Annotated in this window: 19 protein-coding genes and 1 tRNA gene; 15 read left to right on the forward strand and 5 right to left on the reverse strand. The window is 40.0% G+C overall.

All coding sequences use genetic code 11. The features are described 5' to 3' along the window. Positions 1–5: 5 nt before the first annotated feature. The gene (gene ispG / locus LS69_RS04610) at positions 6–1,103 is read left to right on the forward strand and encodes a flavodoxin-dependent (E)-4-hydroxy-3-methylbut-2-enyl-diphosphate synthase (RefSeq protein ID WP_138122657.1); all 1,098 of its coding nucleotides are present in this window, start codon (positions 6–8) and stop codon (positions 1,101–1,103) included. Here the strand turns inward: ispG and LS69_RS04615 are convergent. The 3 genes from LS69_RS04615 to LS69_RS04625 form a co-directional block, all read right to left on the reverse strand. Continuing rightward, entirely contained in the window at positions 1,079–1,285 is a 207-nt protein-coding gene (locus tag LS69_RS04615) for a hypothetical protein (RefSeq protein WP_138122617.1), read from the reverse strand. The genes ispG and LS69_RS04615 overlap by 25 nt on opposite strands. 195 nt (positions 1,286–1,480) lie before the next feature. Further along, a tRNA-Phe gene (locus tag LS69_RS04620) sits at positions 1,481–1,556 on the reverse strand. A gap of 144 nt (positions 1,557–1,700) precedes the next feature. Beyond that, positions 1,701–2,633 (reverse strand): hypothetical protein, encoded by a 933-nt coding sequence (locus LS69_RS04625; protein ID WP_138122619.1) that lies wholly within the window; start codon positions 2,631–2,633, stop codon positions 1,701–1,703. Positions 2,634–2,755: 122 nt separating this feature from the next. Between LS69_RS04625 and panC the strand changes: the two genes are divergently transcribed. The 14 genes from panC to LS69_RS04685 all read left to right on the forward strand — a co-directional run bounded on the left by panC (position 2,756) and on the right by LS69_RS04685 (position 13,017). Further along, positions 2,756–3,601, forward strand: coding sequence for a pantoate--beta-alanine ligase (gene panC / locus LS69_RS04630; RefSeq protein ID WP_138122621.1), 846 nt, complete (start codon positions 2,756–2,758; stop codon positions 3,599–3,601). Positions 3,602–3,730: 129 nt separating this feature from the next. Then, positions 3,731–4,336 (forward strand): ATP-dependent dethiobiotin synthetase BioD, encoded by a 606-nt coding sequence (gene bioD / locus LS69_RS04635; protein ID WP_138122623.1) that lies wholly within the window; start codon positions 3,731–3,733, stop codon positions 4,334–4,336. A gap of 66 nt (positions 4,337–4,402) precedes the next feature. After that, the gene (locus LS69_RS04640) at positions 4,403–4,954 is read left to right on the forward strand and encodes a DUF507 family protein (protein WP_138122625.1); all 552 of its coding nucleotides are present in this window, start codon (positions 4,403–4,405) and stop codon (positions 4,952–4,954) included. Continuing rightward, the gene (gene carA, locus LS69_RS04645) at positions 4,954–6,099 is read left to right on the forward strand and encodes a glutamine-hydrolyzing carbamoyl-phosphate synthase small subunit (protein ID WP_138122659.1); all 1,146 of its coding nucleotides are present in this window, start codon (positions 4,954–4,956) and stop codon (positions 6,097–6,099) included. The genes LS69_RS04640 and carA overlap by 1 nt, the downstream gene beginning before the upstream one ends. A 15-nt stretch (positions 6,100–6,114) precedes the next feature. Further along, entirely contained in the window at positions 6,115–7,377 is a 1,263-nt protein-coding gene (locus LS69_RS04650) for an aminotransferase class I/II-fold pyridoxal phosphate-dependent enzyme (protein ID WP_138122627.1), read from the forward strand. Further along, positions 7,352–8,068, forward strand: a complete 717-nt coding sequence (locus tag LS69_RS04655; protein WP_138122629.1) for a DUF452 family protein — start codon at positions 7,352–7,354, stop codon at positions 8,066–8,068. The genes LS69_RS04650 and LS69_RS04655 overlap by 26 nt, the downstream gene beginning before the upstream one ends. Then, positions 8,068–8,835, forward strand: coding sequence for a methyltransferase domain-containing protein (locus tag LS69_RS04660; RefSeq protein ID WP_194145410.1), 768 nt, complete (start codon positions 8,068–8,070; stop codon positions 8,833–8,835). The genes LS69_RS04655 and LS69_RS04660 overlap by 1 nt, the downstream gene beginning before the upstream one ends. A gap of 99 nt (positions 8,836–8,934) precedes the next feature. After that, positions 8,935–9,603, forward strand: a complete 669-nt coding sequence (locus LS69_RS04665) for a thioredoxin domain-containing protein (protein WP_138122633.1) — start codon at positions 8,935–8,937, stop codon at positions 9,601–9,603. Between the two features lie 102 nt (positions 9,604–9,705). After that, positions 9,706–10,107: a hypothetical protein gene (locus LS69_RS04670; RefSeq protein WP_138122635.1), complete on the forward strand. Its 402-nt coding sequence runs from the start codon at positions 9,706–9,708 to the stop codon at positions 10,105–10,107. Continuing rightward, positions 10,076–10,219 carry a hypothetical protein gene (locus tag LS69_RS10810; RefSeq protein ID WP_238699139.1) on the forward strand — a complete coding sequence of 48 codons (144 nt, stop codon included), beginning with the start codon at positions 10,076–10,078 and terminating at the stop codon, positions 10,217–10,219. Before LS69_RS04670 ends, LS69_RS10810 begins: the two co-directional genes overlap by 32 nt. Further along, entirely contained in the window at positions 10,216–10,356 is a 141-nt protein-coding gene (locus tag LS69_RS10380; protein WP_194145411.1) for a hypothetical protein, read from the forward strand. The genes LS69_RS10810 and LS69_RS10380 overlap by 4 nt, the downstream gene beginning before the upstream one ends. Positions 10,357–10,524: 168 nt before the next feature. Then, a complete protein-coding gene (locus tag LS69_RS04675) occupies positions 10,525–10,866 on the forward strand; it encodes a metalloregulator ArsR/SmtB family transcription factor (RefSeq protein WP_138122637.1) in 342 nt (113 codons plus the stop codon). Positions 10,867–10,876: 10 nt separating this feature from the next. Next, positions 10,877–12,853, forward strand: a complete 1,977-nt coding sequence (locus tag LS69_RS04680; RefSeq protein WP_138122639.1) for a heavy metal translocating P-type ATPase — start codon at positions 10,877–10,879, stop codon at positions 12,851–12,853. Beyond that, complete coding sequence (locus LS69_RS04685; RefSeq protein ID WP_138122641.1) at positions 12,781–13,017, forward strand: hypothetical protein; 237 nt, start codon at positions 12,781–12,783, stop codon at positions 13,015–13,017. Before LS69_RS04680 ends, LS69_RS04685 begins: the two co-directional genes overlap by 73 nt. A 31-nt stretch (positions 13,018–13,048) precedes the next feature. Here LS69_RS04685 and LS69_RS04690 read toward each other — a convergent pair whose 3' ends face one another. Together LS69_RS04690 and LS69_RS04695 are read right to left on the reverse strand one after the other, a co-directional pair. After that, complete coding sequence (locus LS69_RS04690) at positions 13,049–14,104, reverse strand: CNNM domain-containing protein (RefSeq protein ID WP_138122643.1); 1,056 nt, start codon at positions 14,102–14,104, stop codon at positions 13,049–13,051. An 8-nt stretch (positions 14,105–14,112) separates the two neighbouring features. Next, positions 14,113–15,046 (reverse strand): CNNM domain-containing protein (locus tag LS69_RS04695; protein WP_138122645.1); only part of this gene is annotated, 934 nt, incomplete at its 5' end.

The raw sequence follows: 15,046 nt of genomic DNA on the forward strand, positions 1-15,046 counted from the left end.
AGACGATGGAATCCCAAACTTTACAACCGCGCTATCCGACGAAACAAATTGCTGTGGGGAATGTCTTGGTGGGTGGCGACGCGCCTATTTCGGTGCAAAGTATGACTTATAGCAAAACTGCGAATCTGCAAGAAACCAAAAAACAAATTGATTGTTTGCAACTTGCAGGGTGTGATATTGTGCGCGTGGCGGTGAGTGATGAGGAAGACGCACACGCATTAAAAAGCCTCAAAAATATGATTACGCTTCCTTTGGTCGCGGATATTCATTTTCGTTATAAATTCGCGTTAATTGCCGCGGAATCGGTAGATTGCATTCGCATTAATCCGGGCAATATCGGCTCAAAGGACAAAATCAAAGCGGTTGTTGATGCGTGTAAGGAGCGTAAGATTCCGATTCGGATTGGCGTGAATGCGGGGAGTTTGGAGAAGCAATTTGAAACCAAATATGGAGCAACACCAAAGGGAATGGTGGAATCCGCGCTTTATAATATCAAGCTATTAGAGGATTTTGGTTTTGACGCGATTAAAGTGTCTTTGAAAGCGAGTGATGTGGAGCGCACAATGAGTGCTTATCGCACACTGCGTCCTTTGGTCGCTTATCCTTTTCATTTGGGTGTTACAGAAGCGGGAGACTTGGAATCCTCTATGATTAAAAGTTCAATGGCTTTGGGAGGTTTGTTGATGGAGGGCATTGGTGATACAATGCGCGTATCAATCACGGGCGAATTAGAAAAAGAAATTGAAGTCGCGCGTGGAATCCTGCGCTACTCTGGAAGACAAAAAGAGGGAATCACTTATATTTCCTGCCCGACTTGTGGGAGATTACAAGCGGATTTAGTGCCGATACTCAAAGAACTAAAGAATCGTATGCCCAAAATCAAAACGCCTATGCAAGTCTCTGTAATGGGTTGTGCGGTTAATGCGCTGGGTGAGGCTAAACACGCAGATGTTGCGATTGCCTTTGGTAGTGGCGATGGATTGGTGATTAAGCGCGGCGAGATTGTGGGCAAATACAAGCAAGACGCGCTGATTGATGTGTTTATACAGGAAGTGCTAAAAACAGAACAAGAAATGATTCAAGCAATGAGCGCAGGGAAATAGCTAGATAGGATTCCTAGGATTCCATTGTAGAATCGTAAATTGGCATATTTACACTTCTTTGCTTTTTTGCGCGAAGACGCATTGTGTGTTGTTGCTGTTTTTAAGGCGATAGGATTTTGTGTTGTGTGGAATCTAAAGTCATTGTAGCTTGATTGGGATAATGGGCATTGCGCGTCTATCATAGAATCTAGAATTGGAAAAAAATGGATTAGAGATTCAAAGCTCTTCTGCAGATTAAGGGGGGAGGGATAATTCTGCAGAAAGAGCATTACACCAAAAGTGCGATTAGAATCTTACTCAAAAATTATAAGAAAAAAATAAAATTTATAAACTTTAGCAAAAGGAAATTTGTATTTGGCGATAAAAGAATAATGCAGTGGTGGCTCGAGGCGGAATCGAACCACCGACACGGAGATTTTCAGTCTCCTGCTCTACCGACTGAGCTATCGAGCCATTTAAATTTAAAATGAGTTTGTAATTTTATCTTAAAAATTTTAATAACAACTTAAATCAAACGCTTCTAAACCGAATCTATTACTTTTGGCGATTCTTTTAGGATTCTAAACCCGCCACAATCCAAACAAAGGCGATTCCGCATTATCCTAGCTTTTTCATCAAATAAGCCTGCACACCTTTTGTGTTGCAAAACGCGCGGACATTTTCATAACCATAAAAAAACGAAAGCTTCAAAAATTCTTCCACAGAATATTCATTTGCTTTTTCTACCAAAATCAACCCGCCACTGGCTAGTCGCTTATGCAAGGTCAAAAAGTCTTTCTTACATCTTTGATTCCATGCAGCTTCATCTTCTACAAACGCTACCATTAGCCGTTCTTTGCTGATTTTGTGAAACCACATTTTTAAGATGTTTTTGTTGTAATATTCCTTGACATTGAAGCGGTAAGGCGCGTAATGCGCTAATTTTACCTTTGTGCCTTTTAAGGCTTCGTCTAGCTCTTTTTCGTCGTTTAGAAATTCCGGTGCGGCTTTGTGTAGTAGCAAAACCCTCATCGGATCAACTTCGCTAAAGATTATTTTGTATCGCTTAAACACAAAGTCTTTAATATCAATGTATTCTAATTCTTCAAGGTCGCCTTTCCCCGCTTTTGGCATTTTTAGGGCTTCAGCACTCAAACATTTAATCCATAAATTAATCGCGTCTTTTGGCTCTCCCTCCAAAAACAAGCGAATCGCCATTGCTTCGTTATAGGTTTTGGGGTGGAGAAATTTTTTAACCCCACAATCTGGGAAGTTTCCGATTGTCTTAATCTCGTTCAAACGACTTTTAAGCCCCGCCAAGCTCGGATAGAAAAAATCCGATTCAAAGTTAATCTTTACTAGCGGATTGTTATCATAAATCAAACATCTCCGCTCATTAATCGCGGATTCAAACGCAAAAACATCGGCACTCATATAAGGCACAATCACCTTGTCGCCGGGCTTTGTATAAGATGAAATGACTTTTTCGTTTAAACCCAAAAAGTCCCAATCAGAAATCTTAACTAACTCTTTTAACCCCTGTAATTCCAAACCTAAACCTTATTCAAATAAGCTTAATATCAAAATCAAGATTTTAGCATAATTCTTTGTTTTTTATTTATTTTTTAACTCTCTAATTGCATAATTCTTATTTTTTGCCAAAAAGGAATCGTATGCAAGTATTTACAACCACGCAAGAATTACGAGAATTTATCGCTCAATACAAATCCCAAAATCCGACGAAAACCATTGGTTTAGTGCCGACTATGGGGGCTTTGCACAAAGGACATTTGTCCTTGATTGAAACGAGTCGTGCGCATTGTGATTGCACGATTGTTTCGCTTTTTGTGAATCCAACGCAATTTGGAGCAAACGAGGATTTTAGCCAATATCCACGCAAAAAAGAAGCGGATTTGCATATTTGTAACAAAGCCGGCGTCAATGTTGTGTTTATGCCTGAAATTGAACAAATGTATCCGCTAGATTCTACACTGCAAATCACTTTTAATGCACCCAAAGCAATGGCAAATGTATTAGAGGGCAAAACACGACCGGGGCATTTTAATGGCGTGTTGCAAATCGTTTTGAAGCTTTTTAATCTCGTGCGCCCTAACAAAGCATTTTTTGGGCAAAAAGACGCCCAACAATTATTGATTGTCCAAAAAATGGTCCAAGATTTGTTTTTGCCCATACAAATTATTCCTTGCCCAATCGTGCGCAACGAAGAGGGTTTGGCACTAAGCTCACGCAATGCTTATTTGAGTGCAAATGGAATCCAACAAGCCTTGAAGATTTCTGCTTCTTTAAATGCTACAACCAAAGCCATTATGCGCGGAATCAAAGAATCTCAAGAGCTTAAAAGAATCGCTTTAGAGATTTTAGAGGGGCTAGAAGTAGAATATTTTGAAATTGTCAATCACGAATTGCAGCCTTTAGAGCAAATCCAAAAAGATTCTACTTTGATTCTTGTTGTCGCTCGTGTAGAAGGTGTGCGATTGTTGGATAATCTGTGGTTTTAGGATTCTGCCACACTCCTTACTTCTTGTAGTAGCACAAAGAGATTCTGCATTTAAAATAGGGCGGAATTCCTGTGGCAATCATCAAATAAGAATTGTATTATAATTCCCCAAATATTTTAAGGAATCCCTATGCAAATTTTTATCGCTGGAAGCCATACAGATATAGGTAAAACCTCTGTAAGTGCGGCTTTGTGCTATGCGTTGGGATTGGATTATTTCAAACTCGTTCAAGCAGGTGTGCCAACAGATAGCCAAAGAATCCAATCCCTATCGCCAAAAACTAAAATTTTCCCCAATGGAATCACTCTGCAAACCCCCGCTAGTCCTCATATTGGTATGCAAAAAGAAAATGTGCATTATGACGGATTGCAGATTCCATTGCCCCTTTCAGAAAATTTGCTCGTTGAAAGTGCCGGGGGGCTTTTCACACCATTAGACCAACAAAATTGTATGATTGATTTTTTGGGATTCTCTAAGCTTCCTTGTTTGCTAGTTGGCGGATATTATCTTGGAGGAATCAATCATATTTTGCTAAGCATTGACGCATTAAAGACGCGAGAGATTCCATTGCTTGGCTTGATTGTTAGCAAAGATTCCAATCCGCAAATGGACGCATTTATTGAATCGTATGCTTCCATTAAAATTGCGCATTTCCCACAATATCACGACTTAACGAGCTTCCAAGAAAACGCCCAAAAGTTAAAATCACAAATGCTAAAATCTAAAATGATTTAAAACACACAAAAAGGCATATTTTAAGAGATAACACGCTAAAATAGCGCAAAAATTTAAAGGTATGCCATGAAATTTAAACTCGCACATGCCCCTTATATCGGAAATAAAATAGCATTAGATTTATCAAACTGCGGATTTGTAAGTGTTTTGCACGGATTAGAGAGCATTTCAAAAGTCGCGCAAAAGTTCATTGCAGCAAACATTCAAGAAGAAGCAAACATAGAAGAAAGAGCTAGAGAAATCCTAGAAGAAAACTTAGATGAAATTGAATTTATGCAAGCAGACGAACACCAACTTTTTTGGAAAATCAAGCAAAGATTAGCAGAAAATGAAAACTTTATCTTGAGTTTTGAAGACCGCTACAATCACCTAGCGCACAAGATTCTTGATGAGCTTTTTGAAGAAGACCTGATTGATTCTGCGACTTCAGAGACGCGCATTGTCAATGTGATTTTCAAAGCAATCAACAGCTATTCAAGAATCTACAATGAGATTGAAGAGATAGTGAGTGAGCGCATTTCCAACTACAAACGCAAAATCGTTTTTGGAAGCGAAGAATATGATTTGATTTTTGATAAACTCTATCAAGAAGAGCTTAAGAAGAAAGGGTTTTTATGATGGAAGCTCCGCTAAAAGATGTTTGGGTTTATTTGGCAAATGGCTTGTTTTTCAAGGCAAAGAGCTTTGGAAACGATAAAACAAGCGTGGGGGAATTGGTTTTTAACACCTCACTTACGGGCTATCAAGAAATTACGACAGACCCGAGTTATGCGGGACAATTTGTGTGCTTTACAATGCCAGAGATTGGAATCGTAGGCACGAATAAGCAAGATATGGAAAGTCGCGGAATCTTCGCTAAAGGGATTTTGTGTCGCCATTATAACGCGGATTTTTCTAATTTTCGCGCACAAAAAAGCTTAGGGGATTTTCTCAAAGAACACGATGTAATGGGAATTAGCGAGATTGATACGCGATTGCTTACAAAAGTGTTGCGTGAAGAGGGAGCGATGATGATGATTGCCTCTACAAAAATCTCTGACAAAGAAAAACTTAAAAAACAACTAGAAAACAGCCCCAAAATTGAAGAAATCAACTATATCCAAGAAGTCAGTACACAAGCACCCTACCAACATTCTTATGGCAAATTTAACTTCAAAACGATGGATTATGAAACGCCAAAAACGCACCAAAAAATCCTCGCTATTGACTTTGGAATCAAACGCAGTATTTTAAACCAACTCGTCAATGCGGGTTTTGATGTGGAGGTGATTCCGCATAACTTTGATGCACAATCCTTAATTGCGCGTTACAAAAAAGGCGAGTTTGATGGAATCTTTCTTTCTAATGGACCCGGCGACCCGCAGGTTTTGCATACAGAAATCGCCCAAATCAAAGAATTAATCGCCGCGAAGATTCCGCTTTTTGCGATTTGTTTGGGGCATCAGTTACTCGCACTCGCACAAGGTTATCCGACTTATAAGCTGAAATTCGGACATCATGGAGGCAATCACCCGGTGAAAAATCTTATCACGCAAGAAATAGAAATCACCGCGCAAAATCACAATTACTCCGTGCCAGAATCCATACAAGAGATTGCAGAAGTAACGCACCGCAACTTGTTTGATGGCACAATTGAGGGGGTGCGCTACAAAAACGCATTGATTTGTTCTTTTCAGCACCACCCAGAAGCCGGACCGGGACCTTTAGAATCCGCTGCACTTTTTAACGAGTTTGCGAAACTGCTTCAAAGCACAAAGGCTTAAAAGGCATTTGTGCAAATGTCTCTATTAAAATCAACCCATTGCGCCATAGAATCGCAAATCTCCCAAACGCTTGAAAACTTAAGGCAAGATTGCAATTATCGCGCTTTGATTGCCCAAAAACACGAGGGATTCCAAATCTTTAAATCCGCAAATGTTTCCAATGTTTCAAGCGACCAAACAAACCCCAATGCAAAATGGCTATTAAATCTCGCAAGTAACGATTATTTGGGACTTGCAAGTGATGAATCTTTTAATGAATCTTTTTTGGATTCTGCACTCTTTAAGGAATCCTTGATTTTTAGCTCCTCTTCTTCGCGCCTATTAAGCGGAAACTTTGAAATTTACACGCGTTTAGAATCCCATTTATCGCGCATTTTTGGCAAACAAGCCTTGCTTTTTAACAGCGGATTCCACGCAAATTTGGGTGCATTGGGCGCGTTAAATGCACTGAAAAATGTGCTGTTTGTCGCGGATAAATCCATTCATGCAAGTCATATTGATGGGCTAAAATCCTTTAAACCTGTGAATCTTAAAAGATTTCCGCATAATGATATTGTCTCGCTTAGACAAATCGTGCAAAAAAATGCGCACCAATACGACGCGATTTTTATCCTAAGTGAGGGGCTTTTCAGTATGGAGGGGGATTTCGCGCCTTTGCAGGAAATGGTCGCGCTAAAAAAAGCGTTTAATAATGTTTATTTGTATCTTGATGAGGCGCATAGCATTGGGAGTTTTGGCGAGGGGGGATTGGGATTGTGTGCGGATTTGGGATTGTTGGAATCTGTGGATTTTCTCGTGCTAACCTTTGGCAAGGCACTCGCTTCTATGGGAGCTTGTGTGTTGTGCGATTCTGTTTTTTGCGAATATTTCATTAATTTTTCGCGTTCTTTGATTTATTCTACTGCTTTGCCGCCGCTTAATGTCGCGCGAAGCCTTTTTGGATTTTTGGAATTGCCAAATTTAACCCAACAAAGAATCGCCCTAGCGAAGCTTAGCGCGGATTTTAAGGCACTTCTTGCACAGCATTTAGACTTAGAAATATCGGGGGATTATAATATTGTTAGTTTGATTCTAGGAGAAAATGCTAAGGCAGTGTATTTTGCCAAAGCCTTAGAACAAGAGGGCTATTTCGCTCCGGCAATCAAATCCCCAACTACTCCAAAGAATCGCGCACTTTTGAGATTCTCACTCACCGCCAATCTCCCCTTTGAACGATTGGAATCCCTAGTTTTTGCGCTTAAAAAGATTCATTATGCGTCTTTATCATCAATGCAATAATCGCGAAAACTGCCTACTACTCTTTGGCGGATTTGCCGCACACCCCTCGCATTTTTTGCCCTTTATCCCGCAAGGTTATGATTGCATTATCGTTTATCATTATCGGCACTTAGATTTTAGCGCATTAAAGGCACTTTTAAAAGAAATTGGCAAAGAATCCAAAATCACTTTGTTGGGCTTTTCTATGGGCGTGTTTGCCGCACGGGTTTTTTTGGAATCCTTGCAAGATGATTTACAGGGGGAATCGCAGGATTTTATGCGGCGAGATTCTGCTAAAGAGGATTCTTTGAATTTCGTGCGCAAAATCGCAATCAATGGCACAGAGTTTGGCATTCATCTGAAGTTTGGAATCCTGCCTAGACTTTTTAAGCTCACACAAAAATCTTTTGATTTGGAATCTTTTAAGTGCAACTTGTTTGGGGAATTTTTAGACAAAGCCAATGATTTTGTTTTTCGGGATTCTAAAGTTTTGCGTGAAGAGTTGGGATTCTTTATCCAATCTTGCGCACAATTTGACAAGCTTACAAATACGATTCTTTGGGACCAAGCTATTATTTCTAAACAAGATTTGGTTTTTAATCCAGAAGCGCAGAGGGCGTTTTGGGATTCTTATCGGCGCGAAAGAGACAAAAGCAACCAAATCCTAGAGATAGACGCCCCGCACTTTGCGTTTTTCAAATGGCAACTCTAATGCACACAAAAGCACAAATCCAAGCAAGATTCCACAAAGCAAAGCCAACTTATGCCCAAAATGCGACGATACAACAAGAAATGCAACACACCTTGCTTCAAATGCTATCCAAACACTGCCCAAAGCGAAATTTAGCCAATGTCTTAGAATTGGGAAGTGGCAATGGAATCTTATGTCAAAAACTTCTGCAAATCTTTGATTTTGAATCTTTTTTGGCGGTTGATTTGGTGGATTTTTCTCGCGAGTTTGCAGAGATTGGACAAAAAACTAAGAGCAAAATAAAATTTCTACAAGCGGATTTTGAAGATTTTAACGCGCTCCAAAGCGTTCAGCCAACCTTAAAATACGATTTGATTCTTTCCAATGCCGCGATTCAATGGGTGCATCAGCCTAGTTTTTTGCCTAAACTCAATGCTTTGTTAAGCCCTAATGGATTCTTGGCTTTTAGCACTTTTGGTAAGGAAAACTACAAAGAGTTGCGCGAACTCTCTAGTGTGGGATTGGAATATTTAAACTTGGAGGATTATGCAAAAATTTTGGGGGCAAATTTTGAAATTTTAGAATCTTTCGCGGACAAAAAACAGCTACGATTCCCTAATGCGCTTGAAGTTTTTAGGCATTTACAAAGCACAGGAGTAAATTCTCTAAAGCACGATTTTTCGCTCCATAAAACACATTTAAAAGCCTATCAAGAGCGATTTTGCAATGTTTTGACTTATCATTGCCTCTATGTCGTCGCTGGAAATCGCCACAAATGCGATTTTTAAGCCTTACGCAATCAGTGGATTCCACATTTTATCTATTTTTCCCGCATAAGAATCTTTGATTTTGCTATAATTGCCCAATAAAAATCCAAAGGAAACCTTATGAGAAATCCATCATATCTAAAATTTACAAAATTCATCTTTGGCGCGATTTTTGGCGTATTTTTGGCATTTAATACACTCAATGCGCAGACCTTAAAAGAGGGCAGAGACTATATCGTGCTTCAAAAGCCTCTTGATGTGCCACAAAAATCTATCGTAGAGATTTTTAATGTAGGTTGTCCGCATTGTGCCAAAATGAGCGAGATTCTGCCAAGATTATTCGCCGTGATTCCACAAGAGGCGGTGTTTTTGCCCTATCATATTATCACGCAAAATGCCTTTAGCGCACAAGCAAGTGAGGTTCTAGCAGTAGCAGTTAGCATTGATGCAGAGCGTAATTTGCATTCAAGAGATATTGAATCTTATTTTAGACGCGCGAGTAACGCCTATTTTGACGCATTTTTCAAACAACAAAAAAAATTTAAAAACAAAGAAGCGTTCATCGCGTGGGGATTGGACGCGATGGAGATTTCACAAACCAAGTTTGAAACGCAACGAAGAAGCCAAGAAGTGCAAGAAATGCTTAAAGTTTGGCAGGATTCCGTTGAACAAACAGGCATACAAAGCGTTCCGGCTTTTATCGTCAATGGAAAATATCTAATCCTCCAAGACGCGCTAAAAGACGCGGAAGATTTCATCTACAAAGTAGATTATTTGTTGGGCAAGTGAAGTTGCAGGGCAAATTCATAGAAATTTGAGATTATCTTCACAATTTATTGACAAAGTGTTTTTATAATTTCAGGCGAAAATAAAACAATCTAAGGAGATGAAATGAAAACTTTGAAATTCTTTGGAGCATTCCTAAGTGCGGCGATTCTTACCACTTCTGCGATGGCGGATTATGACTTTGATGTGCAAGGACAAATCGCCGCTGTGGATAACGCGAACAAAACCATTACCCTAGCAGGTCCTAGCGGACAACTTGTGATTAAAGTTTTGCCTTATACAGAGATTAAAGGCGATGATTGCGGTGCTTTTGGGCAAGATGTTTATGGGACTTTTAAGGATTTGACGATTGGAAAATTCGTAAAAGTAGAGGCGATTCCTTATGGAGGATACAACGCGTATGCAGAAAGCAATGCCCAAGCGGTTAATCCACAAACAGGTTTGCCACAAAATATGCAATTAACCGCTAAAGAAATTGAATGGAAATGCTATCCTAGAGCTTATTAATCCTCTGTGCGGATTTTCTATTGCATTCCTGCGCGATTCTACATTGCGCATTGTATTGCTTGTCGTCATTGCGAGATTCCGCAATAGCGGAATCGTGGCGCACAATTTATGAAACAAATTTCACCTGCACTTGCAAATCTACAATCTAAAACCACTACCAAAGATTCTACTGCGTTATTGCGAGACTTCGTAGAAGTCGTGGCAATCTACAATCTAAAATCTCGCATTGTAGAATCCTCTTTTGTTTAGATTTGGATTGCTTTATCGTTCGCCCTGCTCATTTCGCGCAATGACACAGCGGTGAAATCCTTGCACGATTCCGCAATCCTTCATTAATCTTTAAGAAAACTTCTCTTATAATTTAATATATGAACAAATGCTCATATATTATAATAAATGAAAATCAAAGGAAATTCTATGCCAGAAATTGATGAAAATCGTGCAAAAACCTTGCAAACCATTCTAAAAACATTGCCCAAAGAAGAATTGCTTTATGATTTGGCAGAGTTGTTTAAAATCTTTGGAGATTCTTCAAGGATTCGGATTCTTTCGCTTTTGCAGGTTGATAAACTTTGCGTCAATGAAATCTCACAGCTTCTAAACCTCACGCCAAGTGCGGTTTCTCATCAGCTAAGAATCCTGCGTCAAGCGCGACTTGTGCGCTACCAAAAAATCGGCAAAGAAGTTTTTTATTCCCTAGATGACGACCATATTGAAAAGATTTTCAATCAAGGCTTAGAGCATATCCAAGAAATGTAAGGAGGCGAAAATGAGTTGTTGCAACGAAGAATGCCAAAACGCGTTACAAAATACAGAATCTAAAGCCCCACAAGAAACAAGCACACAAGGCGTTTTAAGCAATGTCCTTTTTGGGGGCGCAATGATTCTTTATGGTTTCGCGCTTTTGGTGGATTTTGGGTGGATTGGATTGTCTTTGGATTCTACGCTTTTGAGCGCGATTTTCATCTTATGCTACCTTGTTTTGGGGTTTGGAATCCTAAAAGAAGCCTTTATTGGGCTAATCAGCCGCGAATATTTTAACGAAAATACCTTAATGGCACTTGCTTCTTTAAGTGCGTTTTATATTGGAGAGAGTGCGGAAGCGGTTGCGATTTTGGTGTTTTATCGCATTGGAGAAAGCCTAGAAGAGCGTGTTGTAGCCAAAGCCAAAAAACAAATCCAAAACCTAAGCGCACTAAAAATTGAAAGTGCGAGAGTTTTGCGTGAGGGGGTGCAAGTGAGCATTCACCCTAAAGAGATTCAAAAGGGCGATGTTTTGGTTGTGTTTGCGGGAGAAAGAATCCCTGCAGATGGCAAAATCATCAAGGGCGAGGGCAGTGTGGATAATTCCGCACTCAATGGTGAATCTATCCCGCAAAGTGTAATTGTGGGCGATAAAGTTCTTTCCGGCGGAATCAATTTAGACGCAAACCTACAAATAGAGGCGACGCAAAATTACGCAGATTCCGCATTTAGCAAGATTTTGCGTTTGATTGAAGAGGGCAATGCGCAAAAAAGCCATAGCGAAGAGTTCATCACGAAATTCGCGCGGTATTATACGCCCATTGTTACGCTTTTAGCCTTTGCTATCACGCTTTTGCCGACTTTCTATTTTTGGGCATTAGGTGCGGATTTTATGGAAGCGTTCAAAACTTGGTCTTATCGTGGAATCATTTTTTTAGTCGTTTCTTGTCCTTGTGCGCTCGTGATTTCAATCCCTCTTACCTTTTTTGCTTCGCTTGGAAAAGCCTCCAAAATGGGAATCTTAATTAAAGGTTCAAGCTATTTAGAATCCCTATATTCCACAGGCACGATTGTGTTTGACAAAACCGGCACACTGACAAAAGGCGAACTTGTTGTCAAAGAGGTTCAAGTTTTTGGAGAATACGACAAAGATTTTGTGCTAAAAAATGCCCAAATACTAGAATCGCATTCTAACCACCCTATTGCCAAAGCGATTTTAAACTACGCGATTCCACAAAATGCGGCATTGAATTCTGTGCAAAATACGCAAGATAGGATTGAAGATTTCAAGGAATACGCCGGAGGTGGCATTCGTGCAACCCTCAATGGAAAGGCATTTGCGCTAGGTAATGCGCGGTTTATAGAATCCCTCATCAAGCGTGAGATTTGCGAGGAGCAAAGTGCGAAGTGCCAAGTGTTTTTAAGTCTTGAAAACCAAATCATCGGCGCATTTACTTTAGAAGACGCACTCAAAGAAGAAGCCAAAGACGCGCTTTTGAAACTCTCCGCAAAATCTATGGATTTGGTTATGTTAAGTGGCGACAAACAAAGCGTGGCACAAGAAGTCGCCCAAAGCGTGGGCATTTCTACATATTATGCTAATTTGCTCCCCCATCAAAAAGTCGCACATTTAAAAGAGATTCTACAAATCCAAAAGGCAAAGGGCAAAAAGGTGATTTTCGTAGGCGATGGCATTAATGACGCACCCTCACTCGCGCTTAGTGATATTGGAATCGCAATGGGCAAAGTCGGTAGTGATGTGGCGTTAGAGGGGGCTGATATTGTGATTATGGACGATGATTTAAACAAGATTCCACAAACGCTTGAAATTGCTAACAAAACACGCAGAATCCTATTAGAAAACATTGTCTTCGCACTTGGGGTGAAAGCGGCGATTATGGTTTTGGGGGCGTTGGGTTTGGCAAATCTATGGTTGGCACTTTTTGGAGATGTGGGCGTAGCACTTCTTGCGCTGCTAAATGCCAAACGCACGATGAGTTAGGGATTTATGCGTTTTGTGGGTTTGGCGGAATGTGGCAAAGTGAAATCTTCACAAAACCGCCACACTGCCACGATGTCGGCTTAAGTCTTTCGTATTTTATTCTTTGTTGTGCGGTTTTTGCGCAAACCCGCGCTTTGGCGTGGAATTTTTTTTGGATTTTCTAGCGGAATCTCACGCGAAATGATAGCTTCCTTATTACTCTATCCTCTTGATTCTGTCTTGATATTTTTGGCGGTATTTTTTGATGTTTTCCGCTGCTACTTTTTGCATATCTGCTACTTCGTCAAACTCATCTAAAATCTCTTTGCCAAGCAGGGTTTCAATCGCATCTTCACGCGTAACCACGCCATAAAATTGCCCATATCTATCTTGCACGACAAATAATTGTTCTTTTTGAGAAATAAAAAGATTCAGCAGATTTAGCACAGAGAGATTAAACGACACAACATAAACCGGTCGCATTAAATCCCCGATGGTTCGCTTCTGCGCACCTTCTTTTAGCCCGGCTTCTAAAATATCTTGTGTATGCACGATTCCAATCACAAAATCTTCGTTTTCACCATAAACAGGAATCCTAGAGTAGTTGTGAATTTCTTTGAGGCTTAATGCTTCTTGAAGCGTATCGCTATAACATAGTGAAACAACCACGCTACGAGGCGTGAGAATATCAATGGCTTGATAGTTTTTGAGTTTGAGTAGATTCTCTATGATATATTCTTCGCGCATAGAAATAGAACCGCTTTGATGTCCTATTTGACTAGCCGCTAGAATCTCATCGCGCCCGATAAACAAGCTAGAGCTTGTTTTGACAAAGCGCGTAATTAGCTTCGCAATCCAAACAAAAGGAAAAACGATTTTTAGGAGATAATGAATGCTTAGCGTTACATAAGGAGCTAGATTTTTCCAATAAGTCGCGCCGATAGTTTTGGGTAGAATCTCGGAAAAATAAATCAACACAATCGTCAAAATTGCCGCTCCCAATGCTTGATAATCCAAACCATAAAGACTTGCAACTTGGATTCCAACTCCCGTTGCCGCCGCTGTTGTCGCAAAGGTATTCAAAACCAAAATTGCCCCCTCTGCGTCATCAACATTATCTTTGAGATATTTCAAACGCGCCCCAACTTTTGGGTTTTGCTTTTCAAAACTCGCGACAAAAGACGGAGTGATAGACAAAAACACAGATTCCATAATGGAGCAAAAAAAAGTAAAAACAATTGCAACTAAGCAATAAACAACTAAAAGAATCATATTTTCTCCTATCTCTGCTGCAAGTTACCCACGCCAAGCGCGGCATTAATCGCATCTTCTAACGCCACGATACCCACGACTTTTTGCGTCTCATCAACAACCAAAAACAAATGTTCTTTTTGTGAGATAAACTTTTCTAGCAAATCCAACACGCCCATTTGGGATTCTACCTTGAAAATGTTTTTTGCGATAGCTTGCAAACTCTCCGCGCCTTTTTCTTCAAGGTTTGAGCGTAAAATGTTCTTTTTAAACACCACCGCGTTGATATTGTCTAGGCTTTTGGCAAACAAAGGAATCCTAGAATATTTATGCACATTAGGAATCTCTAAAGACTTTTGAATGCTTATCGTTTCTTCTAGTGCGAAAATCTTGTCTTTGGGCGTCATAATATCTTTGGTTTTAAGTGTTTTTTGCACAATCAAATGCTCCAAAATGTCGCCCTCTAGCTCATTGATAGAACCGCTTTTCTCTCCAAGGTCCATAATCGCCAAAATCTCATCACGGCTCATTTGGTTGGTATCTTTTCTCTTGAATAAATGCGTAATAATGCGTGAAATATACACAAAAGGAAAGGTAATGCAATAAAGCGTAAAAATACAATAAGACATTGGCAAAACAAGTATTTTCCAATAAGTCGCGCCGATAGTTTTGGGTAGAATCTCGGAAATATACAAAATGCACAAAGTCATAAATAAAGCAACGAATCCTTGCCAAGATTCGCCAAAAATCTCCACTGCTTGTGCGCCCACTCCTGCCGCGCCCACGGTGTTTGCAAAGGTATTGACAACCAAAATCGCGCCCACGGCATTATCAATATTTTCTTTTAAGTATTTTAAAATCTTGCCACTTTTAGGGTGAGATTTCGCATAGCTTTCCATAAATGGAGGCGTAACAGAAAGCAAAGCTGCTTCTAACACCGAACAAACAAAAGAAATCACAATC

Source organism: Helicobacter sp. MIT 05-5294, assembly GCF_000765675.1.
Classification (GTDB): Bacteria; Campylobacterota; Campylobacteria; order Campylobacterales; family Helicobacteraceae; genus Helicobacter_D.